Source organism: Bacillus sp. BF2-3 (assembly GCF_008368795.1).
Classification (GTDB): domain Bacteria; phylum Bacillota; class Bacilli; order Bacillales; family Bacillaceae_G; genus Bacillus_A; species Bacillus_A cereus.
The window spans coordinates 213,037-237,343 of the sequence record NZ_QOSA01000020.1 but is presented as its reverse complement, the minus strand read 5'-3'; the positions used below and the strand labels follow the sequence as shown (position 1 = coordinate 237,343).

Sequence of the window (24,307 nt, the reverse complement as noted above, 5' to 3'; positions counted from 1 at the left end):
TATAATTGTATTATAGGACACGAAAAAAGACAAACTGAGTTGTTTGCCTTTTTCTATACTTCTATCTATTATATCAACCTTTTGAAAAATTCGTTTGCACCTCTTGAATTGGCCAATATCGCAAATCAACTTTACCGACGACTGTATCAGCTTTTACAAAGCCAAAGTGTCTACTATCCCAGCTCCCGAGCCGGTTATCACCTACTACAAAAATAAACCCAGGTGGCACCAGTTTTTCTTTCGTTAACTCTTCTAATGTAAAGTCGCCTGTTAGTTGCCTTCCGTTTATCTCTTTCTTATACTTCTCTAAATACGGCTCATCAATAAATTGACCGTTTATATATAACTTATCCTGCTTATATTCAATATGATCTCCAGGTAAACCGATAATCCGCTTTACATAGTCCTCTTTTTTATTCGCATGAAATACCACAACGTCAAATCTGTTCAAGTCCCCAACTTGATAACTCACCTTATTTACAACTAGCATATTGCCATCTTGCAATGTCGGCATCATTGACTTCCCCTCTACAACATACGTTGAAAAGAAAAACGTTCGAAAAAATACAGCTAATAATACACCAATTAAAATTGTTCGTATCCACTCCATGCCTTCTTTTTTCAAAGTTTTCTTCATCTGCTTCTCCCCTTATCCTTTAATACTGAAGCTTTCCTTTACAAAGAAGACTATTCTTAATGTAGTTCTAACTTTACTTCGATTTTCTTACCGACATACCATAAAATAAAAATACCAATCGCTACAATAACTGATTTCACCGGATTATGAATAAATGACATTAAATCATGACCGATATACGTTAAAATAAAAATCATCACAAGTTTTCCGAATGCTAACGCTAGACCAAACTGTTTTACACTAATTCGGGATAAACCAGCGACAACATTTATGAGCGCTGACGGTGTAAACGGAAAACAAAATATAACAAAAATCGGTGCGAATCCTTTCCTTTCAATCCACCCCATTGCTTTTCGTACTCTCTCATGCTTATTTACAAACGAAAAGAAACGACTGCGACCAAAATGGCGGATGATGAAAAAGACAAGTAATGCACCCATTACTGATCCAAGCCATGAATAAAGAAAACCGAGCCAAAAGCCAAATGCAACAGCATTCGCCAGTACAAATACGATAAGCGGTAATGCTGGAATCAACGCCTCTATCATCGGTAAACCAATACCAAGAAGTGGTCCGAACGCTTTATAACTCTCAACAATATGATCCATATTTTCTGGTGAAAAATACTCTTTGATTGTCTGAAAATCCATTCTACACTTTACCCCTTTACTCTAAATACTATCCCTACTGTATCATTGCTTATATGAAAGAGGAAATGGTAGATACGACATATGGAGATGTATTTATTAAAGTTTCCATATCTTTCATAAGAATTCCTTCATTATTTAGCTATGATAATCTATCAATATTCGACAGGACGTGTCATTCGTTTTGTTATTTAGATTGTTTTTTTGATTTTTTCGGTAAATGAAATTACAATGGTGATTTTCTAAATATAACAATTACAACTCGGTTTTTCTAATATATCGCCTTACCTACAAAGACTGATAAAGTGAAACTTTAATCAGTGGGGATTTTGTTGATCCCCCGCTTAACTTCTTTGCTTTCGCTGAATTTTGAGGCGGGGGTCTTACTGCCCACAAATAACAGGATAAACAAAAAAGAATGGGGATTCCCCCATCCTTTCACACTTCGCCTTCCTTCACAAAATACACACTCTCATAAGCGGGTCTTAATGTTGATTCCTCTTTTTTATCAACCTCTTTAAAACAAGGATTCCCTTGTTTTTTCCTACGATCTTCATATTCAGTACGTAATTTCGCTGTACGATTTTGTTGATTTTCAAAACTAGTTTTTGATATCTCTAATTTCACAGCAAAGCCATTTATAAATCTAATAATAAGATTTCCATCTTTTAATTCTTTATTACTTTCAATATAAAAATGAGACAACCAAGCACACTCTTTTCTAGAGTAAGAATAGGTAGGGAAAAAATAAAGTTGATCTGCTGGACTAATCGCAATCGGTGCTTTATGTGTAATATGAGTTAACTCTTTCGTTCCTTCTTTTCGGCCTAAGAAACTAGAGCCATGCTTGCGGCAACTTCTTTCTATAATATCTAGAGGTTTTTGAAATACGAAAAAAGAATCATTCATTTCAACGACTCGCGTAACAATTTTCTTTTCACTTAGAATAACAGGAAGTAAGGCCATCGTATTTTTCGTTACAACATAATTTTCGACATAGCGTTCCACTTTACTTTCCATACTCCATTATCTCCTTTTTTCCATTTATATTAGCAGCTGCATATATAATTTTAGCATCTATGAAAAGGAAATAGCTTACAAGTTCCGCTTTTTTACAATTTTTTATCATTTATCAAACATTTGTTAAATAAAAAAATCACGATATAGTAATGTTTTAATTTTAAAGTTATAAAAACAGCATTTATACTACCTATAAATATTTATTATCCCTTCCTATTTTCACATCATGAAAACAATTAACTTTGCTATAATTAAAATGTAAATCCAATATATGGAGGGCCACTATGGAGGAAAAAGAGATCCAACCATCGATTCAAATGAAAAATAGTAGCGTCATTATCGTGAAAAACTCAGCTAGTATTATATTTGGTTTATTTTTCATTCTGCTATTCTTTGCTAAACCGTTTCGTAAATCAAGATGTCCAGAATGTAAAAAACGTGAGAAGAAAAAATTAGAGCAAGAACAATAAAAGGCCTTCCTTTATGGATTGCCTTTTTACATTTGTAGCATCATTTTATTTATTCTTCTCCCTAAAAAAACAACTATATTTTCTCCCAAGGTTCTCTACATCTTTTTTGATTTGTAATATGATCCTTATATAAAACATGAGAAAGAGTATTACTTGTTACCCGCTTTTAATTTTTATTAAACACTTCAAATTTGTACATCTTTATCCATCACTAACAATTCGTTAATTAGTTAACTTTGTAATATAAGTTTTGTATATAATGTCATTCAAAAACACAATATATATAAGTAGCTATTTATAATTACATTGCTTTTTATCGAATTCCAAAAAGGAGCTGTATACTATGGACAAAGAAAATCTATTAAGCCAGCAGGTTAATAGCATCCCCTCAGATGCTCTGAATACCCCTAGTAAGGAACAAGAACAACTGTTAGAAACATCATCTCAAAACGTACAAAATTCCAACAACAACACTAACAAAAAAGATGTTACTCAAGGTCTATCTGGAAAAGATTTCCCCATTTCAACAGAGAATACAAATTTATAGTTATTTACTATCATACGCAGCAAATGCTCTTGCTGAACTAATTCCTCTATAGAAACTAATACGCATTCCAGATAATTTTTCACTCGTTGTAACATAGAAAAAGAGATTTAGATATAAAAACAGGCTCTGAAAAAACTTTCCTCACAACAAAAAAAGGATGGCATTAGCCATCCTTTTTTCCATCATCAACTATAAAATTATAGTTTGATTACGTTTTTAGCTTGAGGTCCACGGTTACCTTCTTCGATTTCGAAGCTAACTTTTTGGCCTTCTTCTAGAGATTTGAAACCTTCAGTTTCGATTGCAGAGAAGTGTACGAATACGTCGTTTTCGCCTGGAACTTCGATGAAACCGAAGCCTTTTTCGTTGTTAAACCATTTTACTTGTCCTGTTACTGCCATGATTATTTCCTCCTAAGAAAATACAAATTTAATTTTTTTAGTCTTCCTGTCTAAAAAAAGAATCCACACATTATCAAATACGAAACATAAACTAGTTCTCACATACTTTTTCTCGTTCGTTTTCAGCACTTGATAACATATGGATTGCTTAATTTAACTATTCAACTGACATCATCATAGCACATTAAAATAAAATGTACAATCTTTTTCGAAAATAGAATTTCTAATTTTTAGTATTTCTTATAAAATATAATTATCTCTATTCTAAATAAGGAGGAGTTTATGACCAATAAAATTCCTAAAAAAACATTAAAAAGAATTGAAGAGGATATTGAAAATAATAATCTTGGAAAAGCAAGAGATAGATTGCATGGCCTCATCTTTACATACCCAAATGAATTACATCTTCGAAAGCAACTCGGAGATATTTATTATAAATTACAATATCCGGAAATGGCTGGACGTTACTGGTATCTAGAGGAGCATAAAACAGACATTATGCATGAATCATGTTTATTATTTGAAAAATCAATGGGAAATAGTCCTCATCATATTGCACGTGCTTTAAAGTTTAAAGGCGATTCTAACCATATAAAAGGTTTGTATAAAGATCAATCTTTATCTTCAGTGCAGAAGAAAGTAGCAGAGGAGTTAATTTATGAGTATAAAGAAACATGGCAAGATAAGCTAGTTCCTTTTGGCTGTCTAGCATTGCTTGCTTTCCTTCTCTTTTCTGCCGTTATTGGTCTATTCACTATTTGGAATTGGATTTTTTAATTACAGGGGGAATTTTCACATGTCAAACTACGCTAAAGAAGAAAGACTAACAGGGGGAAACGTCTCAAGCGTATATCGTTCTGAAAATACTGTTCGGCGAGAGTTAAAGCCAGGCAGTGAAAAGATTCATGAGTTATTGCAACATTTAGAAAACAAAGGATTTCATTATGCTCCAAAGTTTTTAGGTGTAGATGAAAAGGATAGAGAGATTTTATCCTTTATTGAAGGAGAAGCTGGCAATTATCCTTTAAAAGAATATATGCGATCTAATGATGTATTAAAAGAAATAGCAAAGATGCTCCGCCTTTACCATGATGCTGTAAGTGATTTTCCTTTATTAGATGATTGGAAACCGATGGATCACACGCCAAATAACATTGAGGTTTTATGTCACAATGATTTTGCCATTTATAACATTATTTTTAATAATGAGAAGCCAGTAGGGATTATTGATTTCGATGTTGCTGCTCCTGGCCCAAGACTATGGGATATCGCTTATACACTCTATACTTGTGTGCCTTTAAGTAGAGTGTATTATACAGAATCCGGTGAAGCCGTTCATTATGACTCATCGCAACATGCAGATCGTATTAAAGAGAGAGTGAATTTGTTCATTCAGTCCTATGATAAAAATATGGATGAAGATTACTTAGGAATGGTGTTGCTTCGATTAGAAGGGTTATGTACATATATGAAACGAAAAGCGCAAGAAGGCGACTTGAATTTCCAAAGAATGATTGATGAAGGACATCTAGAGCATTATGAGAAAGATATGAAGTTTATTCGTGATCATAGGGCTGAGTGGAGTTGATTTAGCAATAAAGAAAAGTTAGTATTGTTTTTTGCCAACAACTCAATCTCTCTTTTCGAATCATTTAGAAAATAACAAGGGGCACCTTTCAAAAAGGTGCCCCTTCCTTTTATTTCGTAAACTGTGCTTCTTCCGTAGATCCTTTTAACGCTGTCGTTGATGAAGTTCCGCCTGTAATCACTTGTGCTACTTCATCAAAGTAACCTGTTCCTACTTCGCGTTGATGACGTGTTGCAGAGTAGCCATGTTTTTCAGCTGCGAATTCTGCTTGTTGTAGTTCAGAGTATGCTGCCATGCCGCGCTCTTTATAGCCACGTGCTAGTTCAAACATACCGTAATTTAATGAATGGAATCCAGCAAGTGTTACGAATTGGAACTTGTAACCGTAAGATGCGATTTCCTTTTGGAAGCTTGCAATTGTTTTTTCATCTAGTTTTTGTTTCCAGTTGAATGAAGGTGAGCAGTTATATGCAAGTAGCTTCCCTGGATGCTCCTTATGAATTGCGTCCGCAAATCGTTTTGCATCTTCTAAATTTGGTTCTGACGTTTCACACCAAACGAGGTCTGCGTACGGTGCATACGCTAAACCGCGCGCAATTGCTTGATCAAGACCTGCATTCGTACGGTAAAACCCTTCTGGTGTTCTTTCTCCTGTAATAAATGCTTTATCAACAGGATCGATATCGCTCGTAATTAAATCAGCTGCATCCGCATCTGTTCTTGCAACGATAATTGTCGGCACTCCCATTACATCTGCTGCAAGGCGTGCAGAAATTAAATTGCGTACTGCTGTTTGCGTTGGTAGTAGTACTTTTCCACCTAAATGGCCACATTTTTTCTCTGAAGATAATTGATCTTCAAAATGCACACCTGATGCACCTGCTTCAATCATACCTTTCATCAGTTCGAATACATTTAATTGCCCACCAAATCCAGCTTCTGCATCTGCTACAATCGGTACGAAATAGTCTGTATCATCGCTTCCTTCCATATGCTGAATTTGATCCGCACGTTGAAGCGTTTGATTAATTCGTTTTACTACAGCAGGTACGCTGTTCGCTGGATATAAACTTTGGTCTGGATACATATGTCCAGAAAGGTTTGCATCAGCTGCTACTTGCCAACCACTTAAGTAAATCGCTTTTAACCCAGCTTTTACTTGTTGCATCGCTTGGTTTCCTGTTAATGCGCCAAGTGCGTTAATATAGTCTTCTGTATGAAGCGATGTCCAAAGCTTCTCAGCACCGCGACGCGCTAACGTATGTTCAATATCAATTGACCCGCGCAGGCGAATTACATCTTCTGCCGAATATGGACGTGTGATCCCTTTCCAACGCTCATCTAATTCCCAGCTTTCTTGTAACTTCTCGATTCTTTCGTTTTTCATTTGTTCCATCCCCTTTTCATTTTTTATAAAATTTCATAACCCGGTAATGTTAAAAATGGTACGAATTCATCATTTCGAACGAGATCTGTAAACAACGTTGTCGCCTCTTGGAATCTCCCTTTCTTAAAGGCTTCCTTACCAATCTCTCTTTCTATTTTTGCTAATTCTTCTTCTTTTAGCTCTTCCATTAATTCAAGCGTAATATTACGACCATCATTTAGTTTTCCACCTTCATGACGAATCCATTGCCATACTTGTGCTCTTGAAATTTCAGCTGTTGCCGCATCTTCCATTAAATTATAAATGGGTGCTGCTCCCCGTCCGCTTAACCAAGATGCAATATATTGAATACCTACGCTAATATTCATGCGAAGGCCCTCTTCTGTAATCGTTCCCACCGGTACCTCTAGTAAATCGTTTTCTGTTACACATATTTCTTCACGTTTTCTAAAAATTTGATTTGGTGTTTTCATAATGTGATTAAACACTTCCATTGCAACCGGTACAAGTCCAGGGTGGGCAACCCAAGTCCCGTCATGACCGTCTAAAGCTTCGCGTTCCTTATCAGCACGCACTTTTTCAAAAGCTGCTTCATTTGCTTCTGGATTATTTTTAATCGGAATTTGTGCCGCCATTCCTCCAATTGCTGGTGCATTACGGCGGTGACATGTTTGAATTACTTTCAAAGAATACGAACGCATAAATGGCGCCGTCATCGTGACTTGTGCTCTATCTGGTAGTAAGAATTTATTATGATTACGGAAACTCTTTAAAAAGCTAAAAATATAATCCCATCTTCCGCAATTTAAGCCAGCAGAATGATCTTTTAGCTCATATAAAATTTCATCCATTTCAAACGAAGCGTGAATCGTTTCTAGTAACACAGTTGCTTTAATCGTTCCGTTTGGAATGCCGATATATTTTTGAGCAAATACGAATACATCATTCCATAATCTCGCTTCTAAATAACTTTCCATTTTCGGTAAGTAAAAATATGGGCCGCTCCCTTTTGCTAAAAGAGCTTTCGCATTATGGAAAAAATACAAGCCGAAATCTACTAAACTACCCGACATATTTTTCCCATCAACTTGCATATGCTTTTCCTCTAAATGCCATCCTCTTGGACGTACAATGAGTACAGCTGTTTTCTCATTTAATCTATATTCTTTCCCTTTATCATTTTCATGTGAAATCGTTCCCTTTACTGCATCTCGTAAATTGATTTGCCCTTCAACTGCGTTTTTCCAAGTTGGTGCATTCGAATCTTCAAAATCCGCCATAAAAAGATGCGCGCCTGAATTTAAAGCGTTAATGACCATCTTTCTATCTACCGGTCCAGTAATCTCTACGCGGCGATCCTCTAAGTCTTTTGGCAGCTTGGCAATTGTCCAATCCGCTTCACGTATGTGTTTTGTTTCTTCTAGAAACTTCGGAAACTCCCCTGCATCAATTCTCTTTTGTTTTTCTACACGTTTTTGTAAAAGTTCTATGCGGCGCTCATTAAAATTCTCATGTAGTTCCTTCAAAAAACTAAGCACCTCAGGTGTCAATATTTCGTTGTACGCTGGTAACATTTCTCCAACGAGTGTAACCCGTGAAGTTTGCGTCGACATATTAGCATCCCCTTCTTAAACTGTTTTATAACAGATTTGATTTCATGTTTTATATTATATAACAAATCTTCAGAAAAGGAAGTTTTTTTCGAAAATTCATTTCATTTTTTTTCAAAACGCCATTCTTTCGCGCTTTATTTCATACAAAAAAGGCCGCTGTTATACAACAACGACCTTTTTGTATTATTTTTAAATTTCACTTTGACTAGTTAAACTTTATTACTGCCCTTGTTCCATATCATGCAATATTGCTCTATGTAAAAACTGTGCGTATTGTTCTCTCGTTACCTTCATAGACGGACCGAATTTACCTTCTCCGATTCCCATTGTAATACCATTTGTTTGTACTGCACTAATTGCATTCGTTGCCCATGAATTTGTTGAAACATCATTAAAGTTATGAGATCCCTTCGCCTGTAAGTCAAAAGCATTCGTAAGAACTTGTGCCATTTCCGCACGCGTTAACGTCGCCTTCGGTCTAAAGTTTCCATTCTCGTCTCCCTGGAAAATTCCCATTTCCGTTAACGCCAATATCTCCTCGATAAAGCTTGTTGAATTTTCATCAATATCTCCATATGGGTTTTCATATTCATCTTGTTCTTCCATATCAAACACACGGTAAATTAAAGCTGCAACTTGCTCACGTGTTACATTATCCCCAAAACCGAATATTCCATCGCCATATCCCAAAATAATTTCTTGTTCCGCTAATTCATGAATTGCCTCATATGCCCAATGTCCTTTTGGTACATCTTTAAATACAATTGTATTTGTTTTTTGCAACGGTGCACTTTCCGCTTTTACACTGTTACTCTCTGCTGAGAATAATACCCCACCCATAATTGTTAATGCTGTAGCTGTTTTTAATAATTTTTTGCTCATCTAATTATCTCCCCAATATGTATATGTTTTTTTAAAAATATACAGAATAAATGGTATAGCGACAATATATTTTTCGACACATTTCGTGACGGTTTTGTGAATCATATTACACATCATGTCTTTTTTATCGGGTTGATTATAAAGCTTGTGTATAACCATAAAAATACATAAATACGAATAATAATTCTTTTTTAAACAAACAAAAAAGCACAAATATTTCTATTTGTGCTTTCATATTTCACTCTACTTCCAATCCTCTTTCAAATGATAATTAATAATCGCATTATTAATAAACTGAGCATATTGTTCTCTAGGTACAGGGCGATTTAATTCATACATGTCATTCCCAGTTCCTCTCACAACATTATTAGATTGTAACGCACTAATTGCATCTTCTGCCCAGTGGCCTTTTGGAATATCTTTAAATGTATGTTTTTGTTTCGTTTCAAAATGAAATGCTCGTTTTAAAATGACAGCCATTTCCGCTCTAGAGATTGGTGCTTTCGGCCTAAAATTCCCTTGGCCATCCCCTGAAAAAACACCACGTTTTGTTAACGCCAAAATTTCCTTTTTAAAAGTTGTTGTACTATCAGAAACATCTTTATATGGATTCGCTACTGGCCCTTCTTCTTTTATCTCAAGTGTTCTGTAAATAGTCCCAGCTACTTGTTCACGTGTTATAAGATCGCCAACACCATACTTCCCGTTTCCATACCCTAATATAATTTTATGATATGCTAAGTCCATAATGGCATCATATGCCCAAAATCCGTATGGAACATCTTCAAACACAATCATTTGTGGATACTCTTCCGCTTTTACAGGCGTCACATTCGTCCCTGCAAATATACCTCCTGCCATTGTCGCAATCATCATTACACCCAATATTTTTTTCTTCATTGTCCTCTCTCCCTATTTCATTCAAATAAAATGAACTTCATTGTTTCAGGAGTATTATTTTTTGGTGAATGTAAGATAAAATGTAAATCTTCTAGAAGAAATATTTCCACTACCTTTCTGCTTTATACTCCCTTCTTTCTTTTTCAAAAAGGAAGTTGTCACATCTAAGGTGTTATATACTAAAACATTCTACAATCTCTTTATAAACTCCTTTTCACTTTACAACTTCCCTTTATTGGCACCTAAAGGAGATACCTAGTGGAGGCTACTATATTCATGGTTTATATTTCAGAGGTAGCATTCCCCTTCACTGATAACTCGTTTTCGCTGAATTTTGAGGTGGGGGGTCTTACTGTCCAGCAAATAGCGGGATAAAAAAATCATCCTTTTTTCTTAAAAGAGGATGATTTTTTTTTATTTATTAACACTCAAATATGCTACTACTTTTGAAGAGTAAATTGGGCAACTATTTGTTTTAGTTTTCCTGCTGCGTTATGCATATGTTCAATTGAAACCGAAATCTCTTGAACAGATTTTTCCTGCTGTTGAATAGACTCTTTTACCCTATCAGTTCGGTCAGATGATCTTTGGGAAATTTGAGCCATGTCTTCTGCAGAAGCCGAGATTTCCTCACTACTCGCTGCAATTTCATCTGTAGACATAGATACCGTTTGAATTTGCTCAGATACTTGCTGTACTTTTTCTGTAATTGTTCCAAATACTTTTTCTGTATGCATTACTACTTGTGTACCTGCCTGTACCTCATTATCTACTTTCCCCATCATATGTACTGTATGGTTCGTTGTTCCCATAACTTGAGTAATAAGATTCTCAATTTGTTTTGCAGAATCACTAGATTGTTCTGCTAATTTCCGCACTTCATCTGCCACAATTGCAAATCCTCTACCACTTTCACCAGCACGTGCAGCCTCAATTGCGGCGTTTAATGCTAATAAGTTAATCTGGGAGGTAATACCTTGCATTACATCAATGATTTTAACAATTTCTTCTGATTGTTCTTTCATAGTCTCTACTTGTTTCACACCGCTATGTACCGAATTTTGGATTGTATCCATCTGTTGAATCATTTGTTTCATTAATTTGTTACCACTCTCTGCATCTAATGCTGATTGAGCAGATAATTCATTTACAGAGGATGATGTATTGACTATACTCTGCATTCCTTGTGTCAACTCTTCCATCGCACCCGCAGTTTGTTCCATTGCTTGCATTTGACTCTCTGCGCCATTTGCGACTTCTTCAATATCCATAGTGATTTTTTTGGCTGCACTACTAGATACTTCTGACGCAGATGCTACTCCGTCTGCATATTGGAATAGAAGCTGAATATTATTCTCTACTTCTTGCATATTTGTTCTTAGCCCTGCAATCATCTCATTAAAATTACTTACTAATACACCTAATTCATCCTTAGCAGTATAATCACCATGTACAGTTAAATCTCCTTCTTTCGCTCTTTCCATCATACGACTAACCGTTTGTAAAGGAGCAACTATAAGCTTGCTAATAATATAACTTACTATACATATAACGATTGTAGTAACTACTACAAGAATGATAAAGGTAATAACGGAACGATCAATCATTTTTTGCGAATCTTTAAATACTTGGTCAGCTAAATTTGAAACATACGATTCTAGATCCACTGCATAACCAGCTAACTCTATTCCCTTCGGTTTTAATTCCTTCTGAAATTCATTTATCATTTGCGGCTCGTTTGTTGCCTTTGCCTTTTCAAATAATTTCTTATATGTATCTTTATAACTTGGTAAAGATTTCTTCATCTTCTGAAACAGTTCATCCTCTTGCTTACTTAAATTAAAACCATCATCATATTCTTTTAATAAAGAATCATATTTTTTAAGATCCTTTTCAATATTATTAATTATTCCCTCTTTATTTGCCACTTCATTTTGTGATGCCGTAATTAACTCTAATAAGTTATATTCTAGTGAATTTTGTGTGCGAAGCATTCCTTCTAATAAAATTGCAGAATATTGATAATCATCTACTACAACCTCTGTATCGTGCTTAATCTTATTAATAGAATGAATTGCTACACTGCTTATAATTACCATACCTAAAACTGCTAATGAAATAAGCGCTAATAATTTATATTTCACTTTTAAATTTTGTAAAAAATACATTTTTTCACCTTTATTCCTTTATATATAGATTTTTAGAATTTTATAGCTTATTATTTACAAAATCGCAATAAAAAGCAATGATAAATATTCCCAATATTAAACTTATATCTCTATAAAAAAAAGTAGCATAATAGCTACTCCTTTTTGCTTTGTTTCTCATATTGTTCAAACGTATGAATTCTTTCAAAAATTGGTGGGTGCGTGTATAAGAAAAATTTCACTAACGCAGGCGGATTCACTTGGCTTAAACTTGTTTTTGATAAATATTGAAAAGTTTTCACACCAGATTTTCCGTCCTTCGTCATATTTAAAGCATATTGATCTGCCGCTCTTTCTTCTATACGTGAAACATAGTTTGTTGCTGGTTGTACTGCAAATGAGAGTATAGAAGAAATTAAGAAAAATAAAGGTAAAATGGAGAAACATGCCACTTTTGAAATTTGCAATGTATCTCCCCATTTGCGAATACACATATTTATAATACGACTAATTAAAAACATACCTATAAACGATAGCAATACATAACTTGCAACGCCAAAATATATATGCTTCATAACATAATGCCCCATTTCATGAGCCATGATAAATAAAATCTCTTTATCTTTTAACTGCTTAAGCGTTGTATCCCACATTACAATACGGGCGTTAGGGCCAATTCCTGTTACGTAAGCATTTAATGCATTCGTTTTTTCTGACATATTTACTTCATATACGTGTTTAGCAGGAATGTCCGCTTTGTCTGCTATCGCTAAAATTTTCGTTTCTAATTCTTTATTTTTCAGCGTCGAGAAGTCGTTATACAGCGGATCAATAACGACAGGCTGTATGAATGTTAAAAAGATTGTAAATGGAACAGAGAGTGCCCATCCTGCGAGCCACCATCTCTTCGGAAATTTACGGATAAGCCATAATAGAACGGTAACTACGATTAACATAGTCGCATAGCTTTCCCAAAAACCGATAACATGATCTTTTATCCAGCTTTGTGTACTTTGCGTTGAAATGCCGTAATCAACGGACACTTTCCGGCCAATCCATTGCATCGGTAAGGCAAGCACTGTTGTCAGTAATGATAAATAAAAGAAATAAATCGCAACTTGCAAAACACTTATTTTAGTCGTTTCCTTCGACCATTTCTCAAACTTTCTTGAAATACCTAGCACAAGTACAAATAATAAAATAATCCATTCAAGAGGCGTCGCTAAAAAGTATAGTAAATTTTTCACGCGCGAATAATCTTGGCTTAGCGTAAGCTCTCTAGCACTCATAAACGTTTCTGGATCTGCACTCGTTCCCTTATACATGTCCGGAATAAGTTCATGATTCCATCCAAATAAATACCAATATATAAGTAACGCAAATCCAACGTACAAAAAAAGCGACCAACCGATAACCTTCCTCACGCTATTCCCTCCTCTATGCTGCCTGTCTATTATTATTGTAAGTTCGTACACGCTAAATTAGAACAAGCTTATTATGTGAATTGCTCGAAATCCTTTTATTTACATAAAAAACTCTTCTACATAAGAAGAGTTTTGCCTATCTTTAAACACTTTCTTCGGTTCACAATCCGTAATAAGGATCACACTTACAAACCAACACGTACCCTACTTGCTTTTTAGATAACATAAAAAGCCTCTTTAAGGAAGTACATCTATTAATAAACTAAAATCTTGTAAAGAGAAAGAACTATATTTCATAATACCCTGTACAGCTAAAAGTAAAACAAGACCGATCACACACATATAGTTAACGCTTTCTTCATTCTTTTTTTCAGTAACGACTCCACCACTTATACATAAAATCCCCAACAAATGGAGCGCTAAATACATGAAAAAGTAAGCTTCCTCCCAGCGCAAAATAACATTCACTGTCGTTATTAACACTAGACTAAGTAAAATCAAATAAAAAAACTTATTTGATGATATCGTTTCATTCATATAATTTTATACATCCCTTTCAAATTTCGAATTAATGATGTTTCAAAGCTATAAAGTAAATGATTGTTTTCATACCATAAAACAAAAGGAAAGCCACCATGACTTTCTCGAATACTTTATGAACCCACACATACTTCTCTTCATTCTTTCTGAAGATGCGCTTCATCATTTCTTCTACAATTAGACCAAATATTAGTAAAACCCCGAACACAAGTAAGAAGAGAAATAATATTCTCTTTTAAATGAGTACTAGAAAATAAGTAATACTCTGGAAACACAATCGTATCTACTACAGGTTGAATCCAATGACAAACGCTTTTATCACACATATCTGTAATAGACGTAACATCTATAATGTCTTTTAATATTTTTTCAACCGTCTTCTTCATCTTATTTACTCCCGACTACATCTGAAAAGCTCTTTTTCTGCTCTGCATATATAACTGGCACTTCTTTACTCCAATATTTGCGATTAACAAATAAAAAGATAAGTACTAAGTTTAATCCTGTTATAAAAATAATAAGTCCAGGAAAGAATGTCGTATAACTTGAGAAATCGGCAAAACTCATAATTTTTTCTCTACTTATTAGAAAAGACGCACCTATTACAAATGCATTATTTAACATATGTATTGCAATTGGCATGAGTAAACTTTTCGTACGAATATATACGATTGACAATACGATGCTGAATATGGCTGCACCGAGGAAATCAACATGTAACAACGCAAACAATATTGCTACAACGATGGTCGCTATGCTCGTTCCCCATTTTGTTGCAAAACGTTGAAGTAAAAATCCGCGAAAAACAAATTCCCCGATAATTGGTGCGATGAATACGACCCTAATGACTTGAGATACATATCCCCCAGTACTATCTACAATTGGTTCATGCAGGGCGTTCATAATAAAGTCCGGTGTAATCCATGCAAAACTATACATATACAAAATAAGATACCCGTAACTAAACATGCATAACATAACCGTAATGTATAAAACTTGTACCAAGTTAAATGTTTCATTTTTATTAACAAATAATGAAAATGAAATGTGGTGCTTTCTATACTCATAAGAAATCCATACCATCGGAAGGATATAGAATATAAGGATATTTATAAAAGAAGAATTTTGTATATGAAATATACTTGTTAGCAAATCGCCACTACTTCTCGCTATTAAAATTAATAGTGCAAATACAATTAAAAAATATCTAGCTCGCATCACTTGAAACGGGTTCACACTCATCTCCTCCCCTATGTTACTTTTATCATATCATTTGATTCTTAATTTTTTGCGAAAGAAAACCTTAAAATTTCCTTAAAAATTCCATAAGTTACAAAATGATGATATGATATTCGAGAAAATTAGGAGGGATGTTTATGTACCAAGCAAATATTTTACTCGTTGATGATGAAACAGCAATTTTACAATTACTAACTACCATTCTTGAAAAAGAAGGCTTTTCTCATATTACAACTGCAACATCAGCTGAAATGGCTTTATCTCTAACTAAGCAAAACAATTACGATTTAATTATTTTAGATGTAATGCTTCCTGGACAATCTGGTTTTGATATTTGTCCAATCATTCGCCAACAAACAGATTGTCCAATTTTCTTCCTATCAGCAAAAGCATCTGATTTAGATAAAATATCCGGATTTTCATACGGTGCAGATGATTATATTACAAAACCATTTAATCCATTAGAAGTAGTAGCACGCATGAAAGCACAGCTTCGGAGACATATGAAACAAACCGTACCACACGAACAAAAATCACACTCGATTTCATTTGGAAGATTTGAAATTGATCAGCACTCTGCAGAACTAACAGTAGATGGGCACATTGTCGAATGCTCCGCTCAACTCTTTCAACTACTACTCTTCTTTTGCGAGAATCCGAACTACGTATTTTCGAAAGAGGAAATATACGAAAAAGTTTGGGGAGCACCTGCCTATAATGGCGATGACAACACTGTTATGGTCCACATTCGAAAACTACGTGAAAAAATTGAACATGATCCAAGTAAACCAGAATATATAAAAACCGTTCGCGGGCTTGGTTATAAGTTCGTTACAAAGTAGGGTGACGATATGAATTTTAATAAACGACTTATTATTCAATTTATCATGCAACACGTTTTTGTTTTAGTTACATTACTTATCGCTGTAGTTGCTGCTTTTACTTATTTAATTTTTCTTCTTACTAGTACTTTATACGAACCTAATATTCCAGATTCTGATAGTTTTACAATTTCAAGATACATCTCTTCAGAAGATGGGCATATTTCGTTACAATCTGAAGTGCAAGATTTAATAAAGGAGAAAAATGATTGGCTCCAAGTTGTAGATGAAAACGGAAAAGTCCTCTACCACTTTAATACACCAAATGATGTTCCGAATGCTTATACGAAGACATCTTTAGTCGCATATATACAACATCATATCGAAAGTAATTATAAATTTACATATTGGGAAATTGAATTAGAAGAAAAGAAAGTACTTGTTATTTATGGTGGTATGTTAAAAAGCAATGCGTTACTGACAGCAATTCAAAAGGATCACTCCTCTTTAACGATGGATTCGTTCACATTAACAGATCAAGAAAAACAGTTACTGTCTAAAGAAAAAGCAGCACTTCAAATATTTAATCAAAATGGCGAAGAGGTTTTTGCCTATCCAGCTGGAAAGAAAAAAACATTTTCAGCAATACAAATCGCCCTTAATGAAAAAGAACCGTGGAATCATAAAGAAAATACGTCTAGCTTTTACGATGCAAATAGTGGCAACCTTCTCGTTGTAACTGCAAAAAATGAGCACTACTATCCAGGTGACGAAATTGAAGATGTATTTACTAAGAAGTTTCTCATCGGATGCGGATTAATCCTTCTTATCGTATTTGTTTATTTAGTCATTCTTTCTATTTGGTACGGTAATAAATTCGGGAAACCGTTATTACATGCGATGCGCTGGCTTAAAAATATCGCTGGTGGAAAGTATGAAGAACCTATTAGTAAAAAAGGAAAACCCGTCAGGTTCCGGCGATCTGGTAAAGAAAAATGGTCATTCCGTTTATTTAGAGATGTAACAAGTTCACTAGAACACCTTTCTATTACACTCAAAAAAAATGATGCGATGAGGCAAGTCCTCCAGCAAACACGAGAAGAATGGATTACCGGTCTAACACACGACTTAAAAACACCACTTAGCTCTATATATGGCTACGCATTATTACTCGAATCGAATCAATATAACTGGACTGATCGTGATATTCAGCAATTTGGTAGTGTTATGAAAGAGAAATCTCAATATATGACGACATTAATTGATGATTTAAGCTTAACGTATCAATTAAAAAATAACAGCCTTCCTGCCCAACACGTAAACGTTGAAATCAATCAGTTCGTTCAAAAAGTGTTATTGCAATTTATTAACAATCCAACACTCCAAAATCAAAATATTGAATTCGTACCGAGCTCAAATAAAATTCAATATTTCATTGAAGAAAAATGGTTCCAGCGTATTATCGAAAACTTACTCGTAAATGCTGTAAAACATAATAACGAAACAACTACTGTCATCGTAAAATTATCACAAAACGCTAATTCCTTTACACTCTCCATTTCAGATGACGGAAAAGGAATGGATGAAAAAACGAAAGAACTTCTATTTGAACGATATTACCGCGGAACAAACACAGAAGAAAGCAACATCGGAACTGGACTTGGCCTAGCCATTACAAAACAGCTCGTTCATGCTCATAACGGAACAATTTCCGTTGATAGTGCACTCGGAAAAGGAACGACGATTATTCTTGTATTTCCGTTTCGTTCGTAGGAAAGACGCTATGTGGCGTCTTTTTTCTTCCCTGGAATAATTTTACTGTAATTGAAATTATGTGGATCGTTTTTTTTGAGGTGTTTTAGAGGTATATGAAATTATATCGGCGATTTTTTGAATATATCAGCGCAACTCGAATTATATCAGCGATTTTCTAGATATATCGACTTACCGACAAAAACCGACAATACTAACATGCTTCCCTACTATACAAAGTAAAAATAAAACTATTAACAAATACATTTCTAAACTGTTATACTATAAATAGAAGTATAAACTAACTAAGTTTTGCATAAAATGAAGTAGACGAGGTGCTTCCAACACCCCGTCACTGCAACTAATTACCGCAAGGTGGAAGGTTGCAACTAAAGCTTATTTGCGCTTAGAAGACTTCCCACGCTTCGCAGGCAGACGGGTGGTCTTCTTTTTGCGCTTTTTTGCCGTTAATTTCTTAAATCCAAAAACTATACCTTCTCTAGCTATAGTTTTTGTAATTTCCAACAAAATTTGCAAAAGAAATTCCATACGATTACACCTCCTTTCTTCACAAAATGAAGAAAGGGCATAACCTTCCACCCGCAATATTTAATTGCTATTTTATTTTACCATTTTCATATGTATTACAGATAAAACAATACAAATTTAACAATCCACTTATAAAAAAAGCGAACCATCTCCCAATGATTCGCTCTTACCCTATTATTTTTTCTTCACCGGTATCCAAAGCTCTACTTGTGCAAACTCACTCTTATCTTCGTGGCAACGCTCATCGTATAATTCAAACTCTGTAACGCCGCAATGTTCATAGCCTGAATGCGGAAACCATTCTGAGAATACTGCATTCCAAGTTTGGTGGATAGACGATACCATTTCTTCATGAGGAACTTTCGGCGTTGTAAATACTGCATATGTTGCTGCCGGGAAAGTACGCTTTGCAATTTCATTTGGTACATTTTCAAAGTCTGTAACTTCCATTCCGATAATATAAGTGAAGTCTCCTGTTTCTAAATTAAAATCAGTACATAATCCAAGCTCTACCCATTGGCTCGTATCTTTACGATTCGGAATCGTTGTCCCAAGATTTTTTTGTAAATATTCTTGCCAAAATACTGGAATGTCTTGATGGTTTTTCCCTTCTTTACTTGTCGTCTTCAGTTCATAACCCGCCACTAAAAATTCTGGTTTATTTACAATACGATATTCCATTTGTATGCCTCCTAAATACGGATTTAATTTTCTTTGCTTTACATTCACTCTGTAATACATCGGTGTTTCAATTTCTTGTTTTCGATATTCACTCGGTGTCATTTGAAATAATTTTTTAAAGGCTCTCGTGAACGTTTCGTGAGATTGAAAGCCATGTTCAAACGCGATATCAATAACTTTTTCATCCGTATGAGAAAGTTGATAAGCTGCCCGGGCTAACCTCCTCTTTCGAACATACTCCATTACTGTATCACCTACTAATGCCTGAAATACACGATGAAAATGCGACTCAGAAAAACCTGCAACCCTCGCTAAATTACGCAGCGTTTGTTTTTCCATTACATCTTCCTCAATATAATCAATTGACCTTTGAATTTGTGTTTCATAGCTTTCCATCTCTGTTCACCCGCCTTATATGTATTATGATAAAAGAGAACACAATCCAATTCTTGACGTTTTTTACTATAATTCCATAAAAAATTGTAACTTTTTTATATGTATTTCGTTGTTATGTATGAAGGGAGGGAAATGTAGTGAAACGCAAACAATCATTAGAAGAAATTTACTCAGAGCATATGCAAGATTTATTTCGCTATCTTCTCTCCCTAACCGGAGATTCCCACTATGCGGAAGATCTCATGCAAGAAACATTTTACCGAATGCTCGTCCATATTGACTATTATAAAGGAGAAGAAATTAGAGAGGTTCCTTCGCTTGCACTTGAAGCAACGATCCCAAATAGCCGTGTTATGGGAGGCGTAACAAGTGTAGAAGCTTTTTTCCGTACGAATAGCCAATTTGATTTAGTACGAACCGTCGGTAAAAAAGAAATGCCCCTCGGTACAATAGAAACAAAAAGCTTTTTATCATCTGTAGATGTTACGAAGCGAACTTGGATGAATCCGTTCTATCAACCAAAACTCTTCTTTGTTCATCCAAAAACAGAGCAGGGTGATTATTTAAAGGATTCATCAAAAAAAGTATGGGATACACTTGCAAAAGTACATGATGGAACCGTTGCAGAAGTAGCAATTTCTTTTGATAAAGCTTACACTTTAAAAGAATTAGAACCGCTTTTATATAGCACATTCGAGGCACAAGAACTCCCTCCAACTCCTTTATGGTACGCTTTAGATACAGGACAAGAAAGAAAAAATGTAGATGACTATATCCTACATGGCGGAGAAGCTATAGGGTTTCCAGAACATGTAAGATTCCTCGATAATGAAACTGACGGGCAGAAAACGCAAGAAGACAAAGTAACCGAAATGATGCGCGTCCTTTCTATCCATAAAAAAACGGTAAGCAAAATAGCAGCGCTTTCTGAGAAAGAACTAAACTTAGATAAACGTTATGAATATGTAAAAGAGAATGGCGTAAAAGTATACGGCATTGTCATTACTGGCCCGTCGAAAGAGTTATTAAAATTACAAAACTCCCCGCACGTACGTTATGCGACTCTTGGAGATATTGAGATTTGGAATTGGTTTGATCATTAATAAAAAAGAAGTAGCGCTCTAAAAACGATGCGCTACTTCTTTTTTAATTCGAAATCACTTTCACATACATCCCTCTCACCGCTTTTTCATAAGCAATATCACTCATCTGTCTTATGTTTTCTGACACAACAGATGCTGGAATAACTTCACCTTCACGAAGTAACGGAGGATCAATAAGACGGACTTTATTTTTCTGATACAAATCGTAATCGTCTCTATCTTCTTTTACTTTTACATTGGGATGAACTTTTCTTAATAAAGCATGGACTTCTGAATCATTACATTGCTGCAATTTCGAAATAAGCTCCTCATCTTCAAGAAGGAAATCATCTGCATGAATAACCTTTTTATGAAGAGCTAACTTTAACGTTTTCACTAACATATCATTTCCGTAAATATTCATTGGTTTCATAAAGAAATCGATTACTTCTTTGTAATACGTTTCTGTAAACCACTCTGCCATTTCGATACTTTGAAGGACCATTTTCCCCTCTACTGCGATAATATCCTCTAAAAATCTATGAACCTCTTCTAAAGAAATATATCCGTATGTATACATATCTCGTAACGTATAATCCACTCGATCTGCACATAATTCGGGCGCTGACCTTTCCAGTAATGTCCACTTCGAATCATCTAATAAAATATCTTCATAGTTATAACCATGCTTCGCAAGGATCGCTGGAATTTCTGAGTTTTTCACAACAGAACTAAATATCTCTTCATGATAACTTTCATCTTCATTATCAAAAACGTAATCAATCACGTGGGAAAAGGCAGTATGCGATACGTCATGCAGTAAACTAGCGATCTGTTCTTCTACTGAACCACCTAGTTTTTTAACTAATAACATAACACCAACTGAATGATCAAAGCGCGTTACATTCCATTTCTCGTTCACTAAGTAACTTGCGCCATTTTGATGAATTCCCTTTAGTCTTTGCATAGACTTACTTGAAATTAATTCTTCTACTACTTGATCCACTTCAAATTCTCCGTATAGTACATCTGATATGATCACTTACAATCCCCCTTTATTTTAATCGAGTCTCTTTTATGAAATTAGCACCAACATAAATATTTATTTTTATTTGTTTTTATTAAAAAAAATAGAGAGCCATCAACTCTCTATTTCATAACCCCTATTCAAACGTAACTTCTACCTGCACAATCTCCGACCTACTACCAAGTCTAAGCGGGGGTCCCCAAAATCCAAATCCAGAAGAAACAATTGCGTGGAACGCACCTTTTTGTGCGTATCCCCAGTCTAGCTCGTACATTCTTCTCGTTACAATATGATTGGGCGCCATTTGTCCGCGGTGCGTATGACCGGATAATAATAAATCTACACCTGCCGCTGCTGCTTGTTTCAATTCAAATGGCTGGTGATCCATTGCGATAACAGGCATCGATTTATCTACCGTACTCATTAATTGTTCAAAGCTTTGGCGATCTCGCTCTGTTTTATCTCTTCTTCCAATGAGATAAAAGTCATCTTCAATTGTAATTACTTCATCTAAAAGAATACGAATATCAATCTTATCCATCTCTTGTAAAAACTCTGGAACTGCTCTGCCGTAATATTCATGGTTTCCTAAAACGCCATATACGCCTAATGGAGCTTTCATTTGTTTCATGATTGGTCCCATATTCTTTTGAATGAACACACCTGGATGATCATCGATAATATCACCTGGCAGTAAAATAATATCAGGTTCCATCTCATTTACATGACGAACAAGTCTTTTTAAATGCGAAACGCCAGACAGTTTACCGAAATGCATATCAGAAGCCATCGCAATGCGTAAACTTTTACGCCCCTCTACCTTTTTCGGTATGTGCACCTCGTACTTTCTTACTACCGGACTATACGCATTAAATACTCCATACGCAAAGATAAAGATAAATGCAACTATCACAGCCGCCCCTGTCCAAATAATTGCCGCTTCTTTCTCTACTGAAAACTGTAAAAGAAAGACCATAATATCAGCTAATGGCAACAACATAAGCGCATATTGTATGACCGCAAACCAAATCGAACCTATCGTTCGCAGAAATGGCAAAAACTTAAACACTTGCACGAGAATGTACGCATATGAAATAAATGCGACTATGAAAGCATAATATCCCCAAGATTCCCAGCCAAATACCGCATGAAGCCAAACCCATCCGTTCCAGCCGATGTAAAACATAAGTAGTGTGTATATAATTAATATGGTAAATATATTGAGATAACGAAGATTCTTCACAGCCAGCCTCCTTATTGATTTCTTTTATTATAACTTGTTATGCACTTATAACGTAAATATTAAGCGCTTCAATCTTCAGAATAAGAACATTGATAAACATATTGTCTTAAAATTTTTAAGAACGGCTGTAATGGACATTTTCGAGTCTTAAGTGTTGGATGAAATTCTATTATCTTTATCCTTCAAAACTCATCTATGCAATTATGCATAACTATCCATTACGTTTTATTTTCATGTTACGATATAAATGTAATACGACATATATCGACAAAGATAAAAGGAAGTGATTGTATGAAACGTTCTAAAACCTACTTAAAATGTTTAGCATTATCCGCTGTTTTTGCTAGTAGTGCTGTAACTCTTTCAACACCTGCTACTTACGCTCAAACGACGTCACAAGTTGTAACAGATATCGGGCAAAATGCAAAAACACATACGAGCTATAATACATTTAATAATGATCAAGCTGATAATATGACAATGTCTTTAAAGGTAACTTTTATCGATGACCCAAGCGCTGATAAACAGATTGCCGTTATTAATACAACTGGTAGTTTTCTAAAAGCAAATCCTACTATAAGTGATGCACCTATTGATAACTACCCAATCCCTGGCGCTAGTGCAACATTACGTTATCCTTCACAATATGATGTTGCATTTAACCTTCAAGATAACAGCGCTCGTTTCTTTAACGTAGCACCTACAAATGCTGTAGAAGAAACGACTGTAACATCTAGCGTATCTTATCAACTTGGTGGCTCTGTTAAAGCTTCTGTAACGCCTAATGGACCTAGCGGTGAAGCTGGTGCAACTGGTCAAGTCACTTGGTCTGACTCTGTAAGCTATAAACAAACTAGTTATAAAACAAATTTAATTGACCAAACAAACAAAAACGTAAAGTGGAACGTATTCTTTAACGGATATAACAATCAAAACTGGGGTATTTACACACGTGACTCCTATCATTCTTTATATGGAAACCAACTTTTCATGTACTCTCGCACATACCTATATGAATCTGATGCAAAAGGTAATTTAATACCGATGGATCAACTTCCAGCATTAACAAATAGCGGTTTCTCTCCTGGTATGATTGCTGTTGTTATCTCTGAAAAAAATACAGATCAATCTAACTTACAAGTCGCTTATACAAAACACGCCGACGATTACCAACTTCGTCCAGGCTTCACATTCGGAACTGCAAACTGGGTTGGAAACAACGTAAAAGACGTTGATCAAAAAACATTTAATAAATTGTTCACACTAGATTGGAAGAATAAAAAATTGGTAGAGAAAAAATAAAGAAAACCGAAC

General features: G+C 35.0%; 23 protein-coding genes and 5 pseudogenes. 10 read left to right on the top strand and 18 right to left on the bottom strand.

The genetic code is table 11. The features are described 5' to 3' along the window. Positions 1–73: 73 nt before the first annotated feature. The 3 genes from lepB to DN401_RS16735 form a co-directional block, all read right to left on the bottom strand. The gene (gene lepB / locus DN401_RS16745; protein ID WP_000751919.1) at positions 74–637 is read right to left on the bottom strand and encodes a signal peptidase I; all 564 of its coding nucleotides are present in this window, start codon (positions 635–637) and stop codon (positions 74–76) included. Positions 638–693: 56 nt separating this feature from the next. Continuing rightward, complete coding sequence (locus DN401_RS16740) at positions 694–1,287, bottom strand: TVP38/TMEM64 family protein (protein WP_000347517.1); 594 nt, start codon at positions 1,285–1,287, stop codon at positions 694–696. 435 nt (positions 1,288–1,722) lie between these two features. After that, complete coding sequence (locus DN401_RS16735; protein WP_000444443.1) at positions 1,723–2,304, bottom strand: competence protein ComK; 582 nt, start codon at positions 2,302–2,304, stop codon at positions 1,723–1,725. A 284-nt stretch (positions 2,305–2,588) separates the two neighbouring features. On the opposite strand from DN401_RS16735, the gene DN401_RS16730 reads away from it, so the two are divergent. Together DN401_RS16730 and DN401_RS16725 are read left to right on the top strand one after the other, a co-directional pair. Next, positions 2,589–2,774 (top strand): hypothetical protein, encoded by a 186-nt coding sequence (locus DN401_RS16730; RefSeq protein WP_075677594.1) that lies wholly within the window; start codon positions 2,589–2,591, stop codon positions 2,772–2,774. 343 nt (positions 2,775–3,117) lie between these two features. Then, on the top strand, positions 3,118–3,321 hold the full coding sequence (locus DN401_RS16725; protein WP_000356916.1) for a hypothetical protein: 204 nt from the start codon (positions 3,118–3,120) through the stop codon (positions 3,319–3,321). A gap of 197 nt (positions 3,322–3,518) precedes the next feature. Here the strand turns inward: DN401_RS16725 and cspA are convergent, their stop codons facing one another. Further along, positions 3,519–3,722, bottom strand: coding sequence for an RNA chaperone/antiterminator CspA (gene cspA, locus DN401_RS16720; RefSeq protein WP_000301522.1), 204 nt, complete (start codon positions 3,720–3,722; stop codon positions 3,519–3,521). Between the two features lie 282 nt (positions 3,723–4,004). Here cspA and DN401_RS16715 point away from each other — a divergent pair, with 282 nt between their 5' ends. Together DN401_RS16715 and DN401_RS16710 are read left to right on the top strand one after the other, a co-directional pair. Further along, positions 4,005–4,499 carry a DUF6584 family protein gene (locus tag DN401_RS16715; RefSeq protein ID WP_098584194.1) on the top strand — a complete coding sequence of 165 codons (495 nt, stop codon included), beginning with the start codon at positions 4,005–4,007 and terminating at the stop codon, positions 4,497–4,499. 19 nt (positions 4,500–4,518) lie between these two features. After that, positions 4,519–5,310: a phosphotransferase gene (locus DN401_RS16710; RefSeq protein WP_103621879.1), complete on the top strand. Its 792-nt coding sequence runs from the start codon at positions 4,519–4,521 to the stop codon at positions 5,308–5,310. 109 nt (positions 5,311–5,419) lie between these two features. Here DN401_RS16710 and aceA read toward each other — a convergent pair whose 3' ends face one another. The 10 genes and pseudogenes from aceA to DN401_RS16665 all read right to left on the bottom strand — a co-directional run bounded on the left by aceA (position 5,420) and on the right by DN401_RS16665 (position 15,439). Further along, a complete protein-coding gene (gene aceA, locus DN401_RS16705; protein WP_000787346.1) occupies positions 5,420–6,697 on the bottom strand; it encodes an isocitrate lyase in 1,278 nt (425 codons plus the stop codon). A 23-nt stretch (positions 6,698–6,720) separates the two neighbouring features. Next, complete coding sequence (aceB, locus tag DN401_RS16700; protein WP_149287874.1) at positions 6,721–8,310, bottom strand: malate synthase A; 1,590 nt, start codon at positions 8,308–8,310, stop codon at positions 6,721–6,723. Between the two features lie 219 nt (positions 8,311–8,529). Then, positions 8,530–9,192 (bottom strand): S-layer homology domain-containing protein, encoded by a 663-nt coding sequence (locus tag DN401_RS16695; protein ID WP_000038564.1) that lies wholly within the window; start codon positions 9,190–9,192, stop codon positions 8,530–8,532. 243 nt (positions 9,193–9,435) lie between these two features. Further along, positions 9,436–10,092 carry an S-layer homology domain-containing protein gene (locus DN401_RS16690; RefSeq protein WP_000727102.1) on the bottom strand — a complete coding sequence of 219 codons (657 nt, stop codon included), beginning with the start codon at positions 10,090–10,092 and terminating at the stop codon, positions 9,436–9,438. Positions 10,093–10,532: 440 nt separating this feature from the next. Then, positions 10,533–11,324: a methyl-accepting chemotaxis protein gene (locus DN401_RS30595; RefSeq protein WP_404978265.1), complete on the bottom strand. Its 792-nt coding sequence runs from the start codon at positions 11,322–11,324 to the stop codon at positions 10,533–10,535. A 156-nt stretch (positions 11,325–11,480) separates the two neighbouring features. After that, positions 11,481–12,260, bottom strand: a pseudogene (locus DN401_RS30590) (MCP four helix bundle domain-containing protein); the annotation flags it as partial. 134 nt (positions 12,261–12,394) lie between these two features. After that, the gene (locus DN401_RS16680) at positions 12,395–13,663 is read right to left on the bottom strand and encodes a M48 family metallopeptidase (RefSeq protein ID WP_119683085.1); all 1,269 of its coding nucleotides are present in this window, start codon (positions 13,661–13,663) and stop codon (positions 12,395–12,397) included. 237 nt (positions 13,664–13,900) lie between these two features. Then, positions 13,901–14,200: a DUF2101 family protein gene (locus DN401_RS16675; RefSeq protein WP_001006050.1), complete on the bottom strand. Its 300-nt coding sequence runs from the start codon at positions 14,198–14,200 to the stop codon at positions 13,901–13,903. 31 nt (positions 14,201–14,231) lie between these two features. Next, positions 14,232–14,589, bottom strand: a pseudogene (locus DN401_RS16670) (hypothetical protein). 1 nt (position 14,590) lies between these two features. Further along, positions 14,591–15,439 (bottom strand): CPBP family intramembrane glutamic endopeptidase, encoded by an 849-nt coding sequence (locus tag DN401_RS16665; RefSeq protein ID WP_001067988.1) that lies wholly within the window; start codon positions 15,437–15,439, stop codon positions 14,591–14,593. Positions 15,440–15,579: 140 nt separating this feature from the next. Between DN401_RS16665 and DN401_RS16660 the strand changes: the two genes are divergently transcribed. Further along, complete coding sequence (locus tag DN401_RS16660) at positions 15,580–16,284, top strand: response regulator transcription factor (protein ID WP_000283871.1); 705 nt, start codon at positions 15,580–15,582, stop codon at positions 16,282–16,284. 9 nt (positions 16,285–16,293) lie between these two features. Further along, a complete protein-coding gene (locus DN401_RS16655) occupies positions 16,294–18,036 on the top strand; it encodes a sensor histidine kinase (RefSeq protein ID WP_001010457.1) in 1,743 nt (580 codons plus the stop codon). Between the two features lie 375 nt (positions 18,037–18,411). Here the strand turns inward: DN401_RS16655 and DN401_RS29905 are convergent, their stop codons facing one another. Beyond that, positions 18,412–18,564, bottom strand: a complete 153-nt coding sequence (locus tag DN401_RS29905; RefSeq protein WP_000394943.1) for a hypothetical protein — start codon at positions 18,562–18,564, stop codon at positions 18,412–18,414. A 174-nt stretch (positions 18,565–18,738) separates the two neighbouring features. Next, positions 18,739–19,641 (bottom strand): AraC family transcriptional regulator, encoded by a 903-nt coding sequence (locus DN401_RS16650; RefSeq protein ID WP_000446858.1) that lies wholly within the window; start codon positions 19,639–19,641, stop codon positions 18,739–18,741. 137 nt (positions 19,642–19,778) lie between these two features. Between DN401_RS16650 and DN401_RS29900 the strand changes: the two are divergent. Both DN401_RS29900 and DN401_RS16645 read left to right on the top strand, forming a co-directional pair. Beyond that, positions 19,779–19,946 (top strand): annotated as a pseudogene (locus DN401_RS29900) (sigma factor); the annotation flags it as partial. Next, positions 19,935–20,744, top strand: a pseudogene (locus DN401_RS16645) (anti-sigma factor); the annotation flags it as partial. The pseudogenes DN401_RS29900 and DN401_RS16645, both read left to right, overlap by 12 nt. A 43-nt stretch (positions 20,745–20,787) precedes the next feature. Here the strand turns inward: DN401_RS16645 and DN401_RS16640 are convergent. Both DN401_RS16640 and DN401_RS16635 read right to left on the bottom strand, forming a co-directional pair. Beyond that, on the bottom strand, positions 20,788–21,765 hold the full coding sequence (locus tag DN401_RS16640; RefSeq protein WP_000587076.1) for an HD domain-containing protein: 978 nt from the start codon (positions 21,763–21,765) through the stop codon (positions 20,788–20,790). A gap of 121 nt (positions 21,766–21,886) precedes the next feature. Further along, entirely contained in the window at positions 21,887–22,993 is a 1,107-nt protein-coding gene (locus tag DN401_RS16635; RefSeq protein WP_000793729.1) for a metallophosphoesterase, read from the bottom strand. Positions 22,994–23,027: 34 nt separating this feature from the next. Between DN401_RS16635 and DN401_RS30480 the strand changes: the two are divergent. Further along, positions 23,028–23,141, top strand: a pseudogene (locus tag DN401_RS30480) (TetR family transcriptional regulator); the annotation flags it as partial. Positions 23,142–23,284: 143 nt separating this feature from the next. Further along, a complete protein-coding gene (cytK2, locus tag DN401_RS16625; protein ID WP_000830632.1) occupies positions 23,285–24,295 on the top strand; it encodes a beta-channel forming cytolysin CytK2 in 1,011 nt (336 codons plus the stop codon). Positions 24,296–24,307 lie beyond the last annotated feature (12 nt).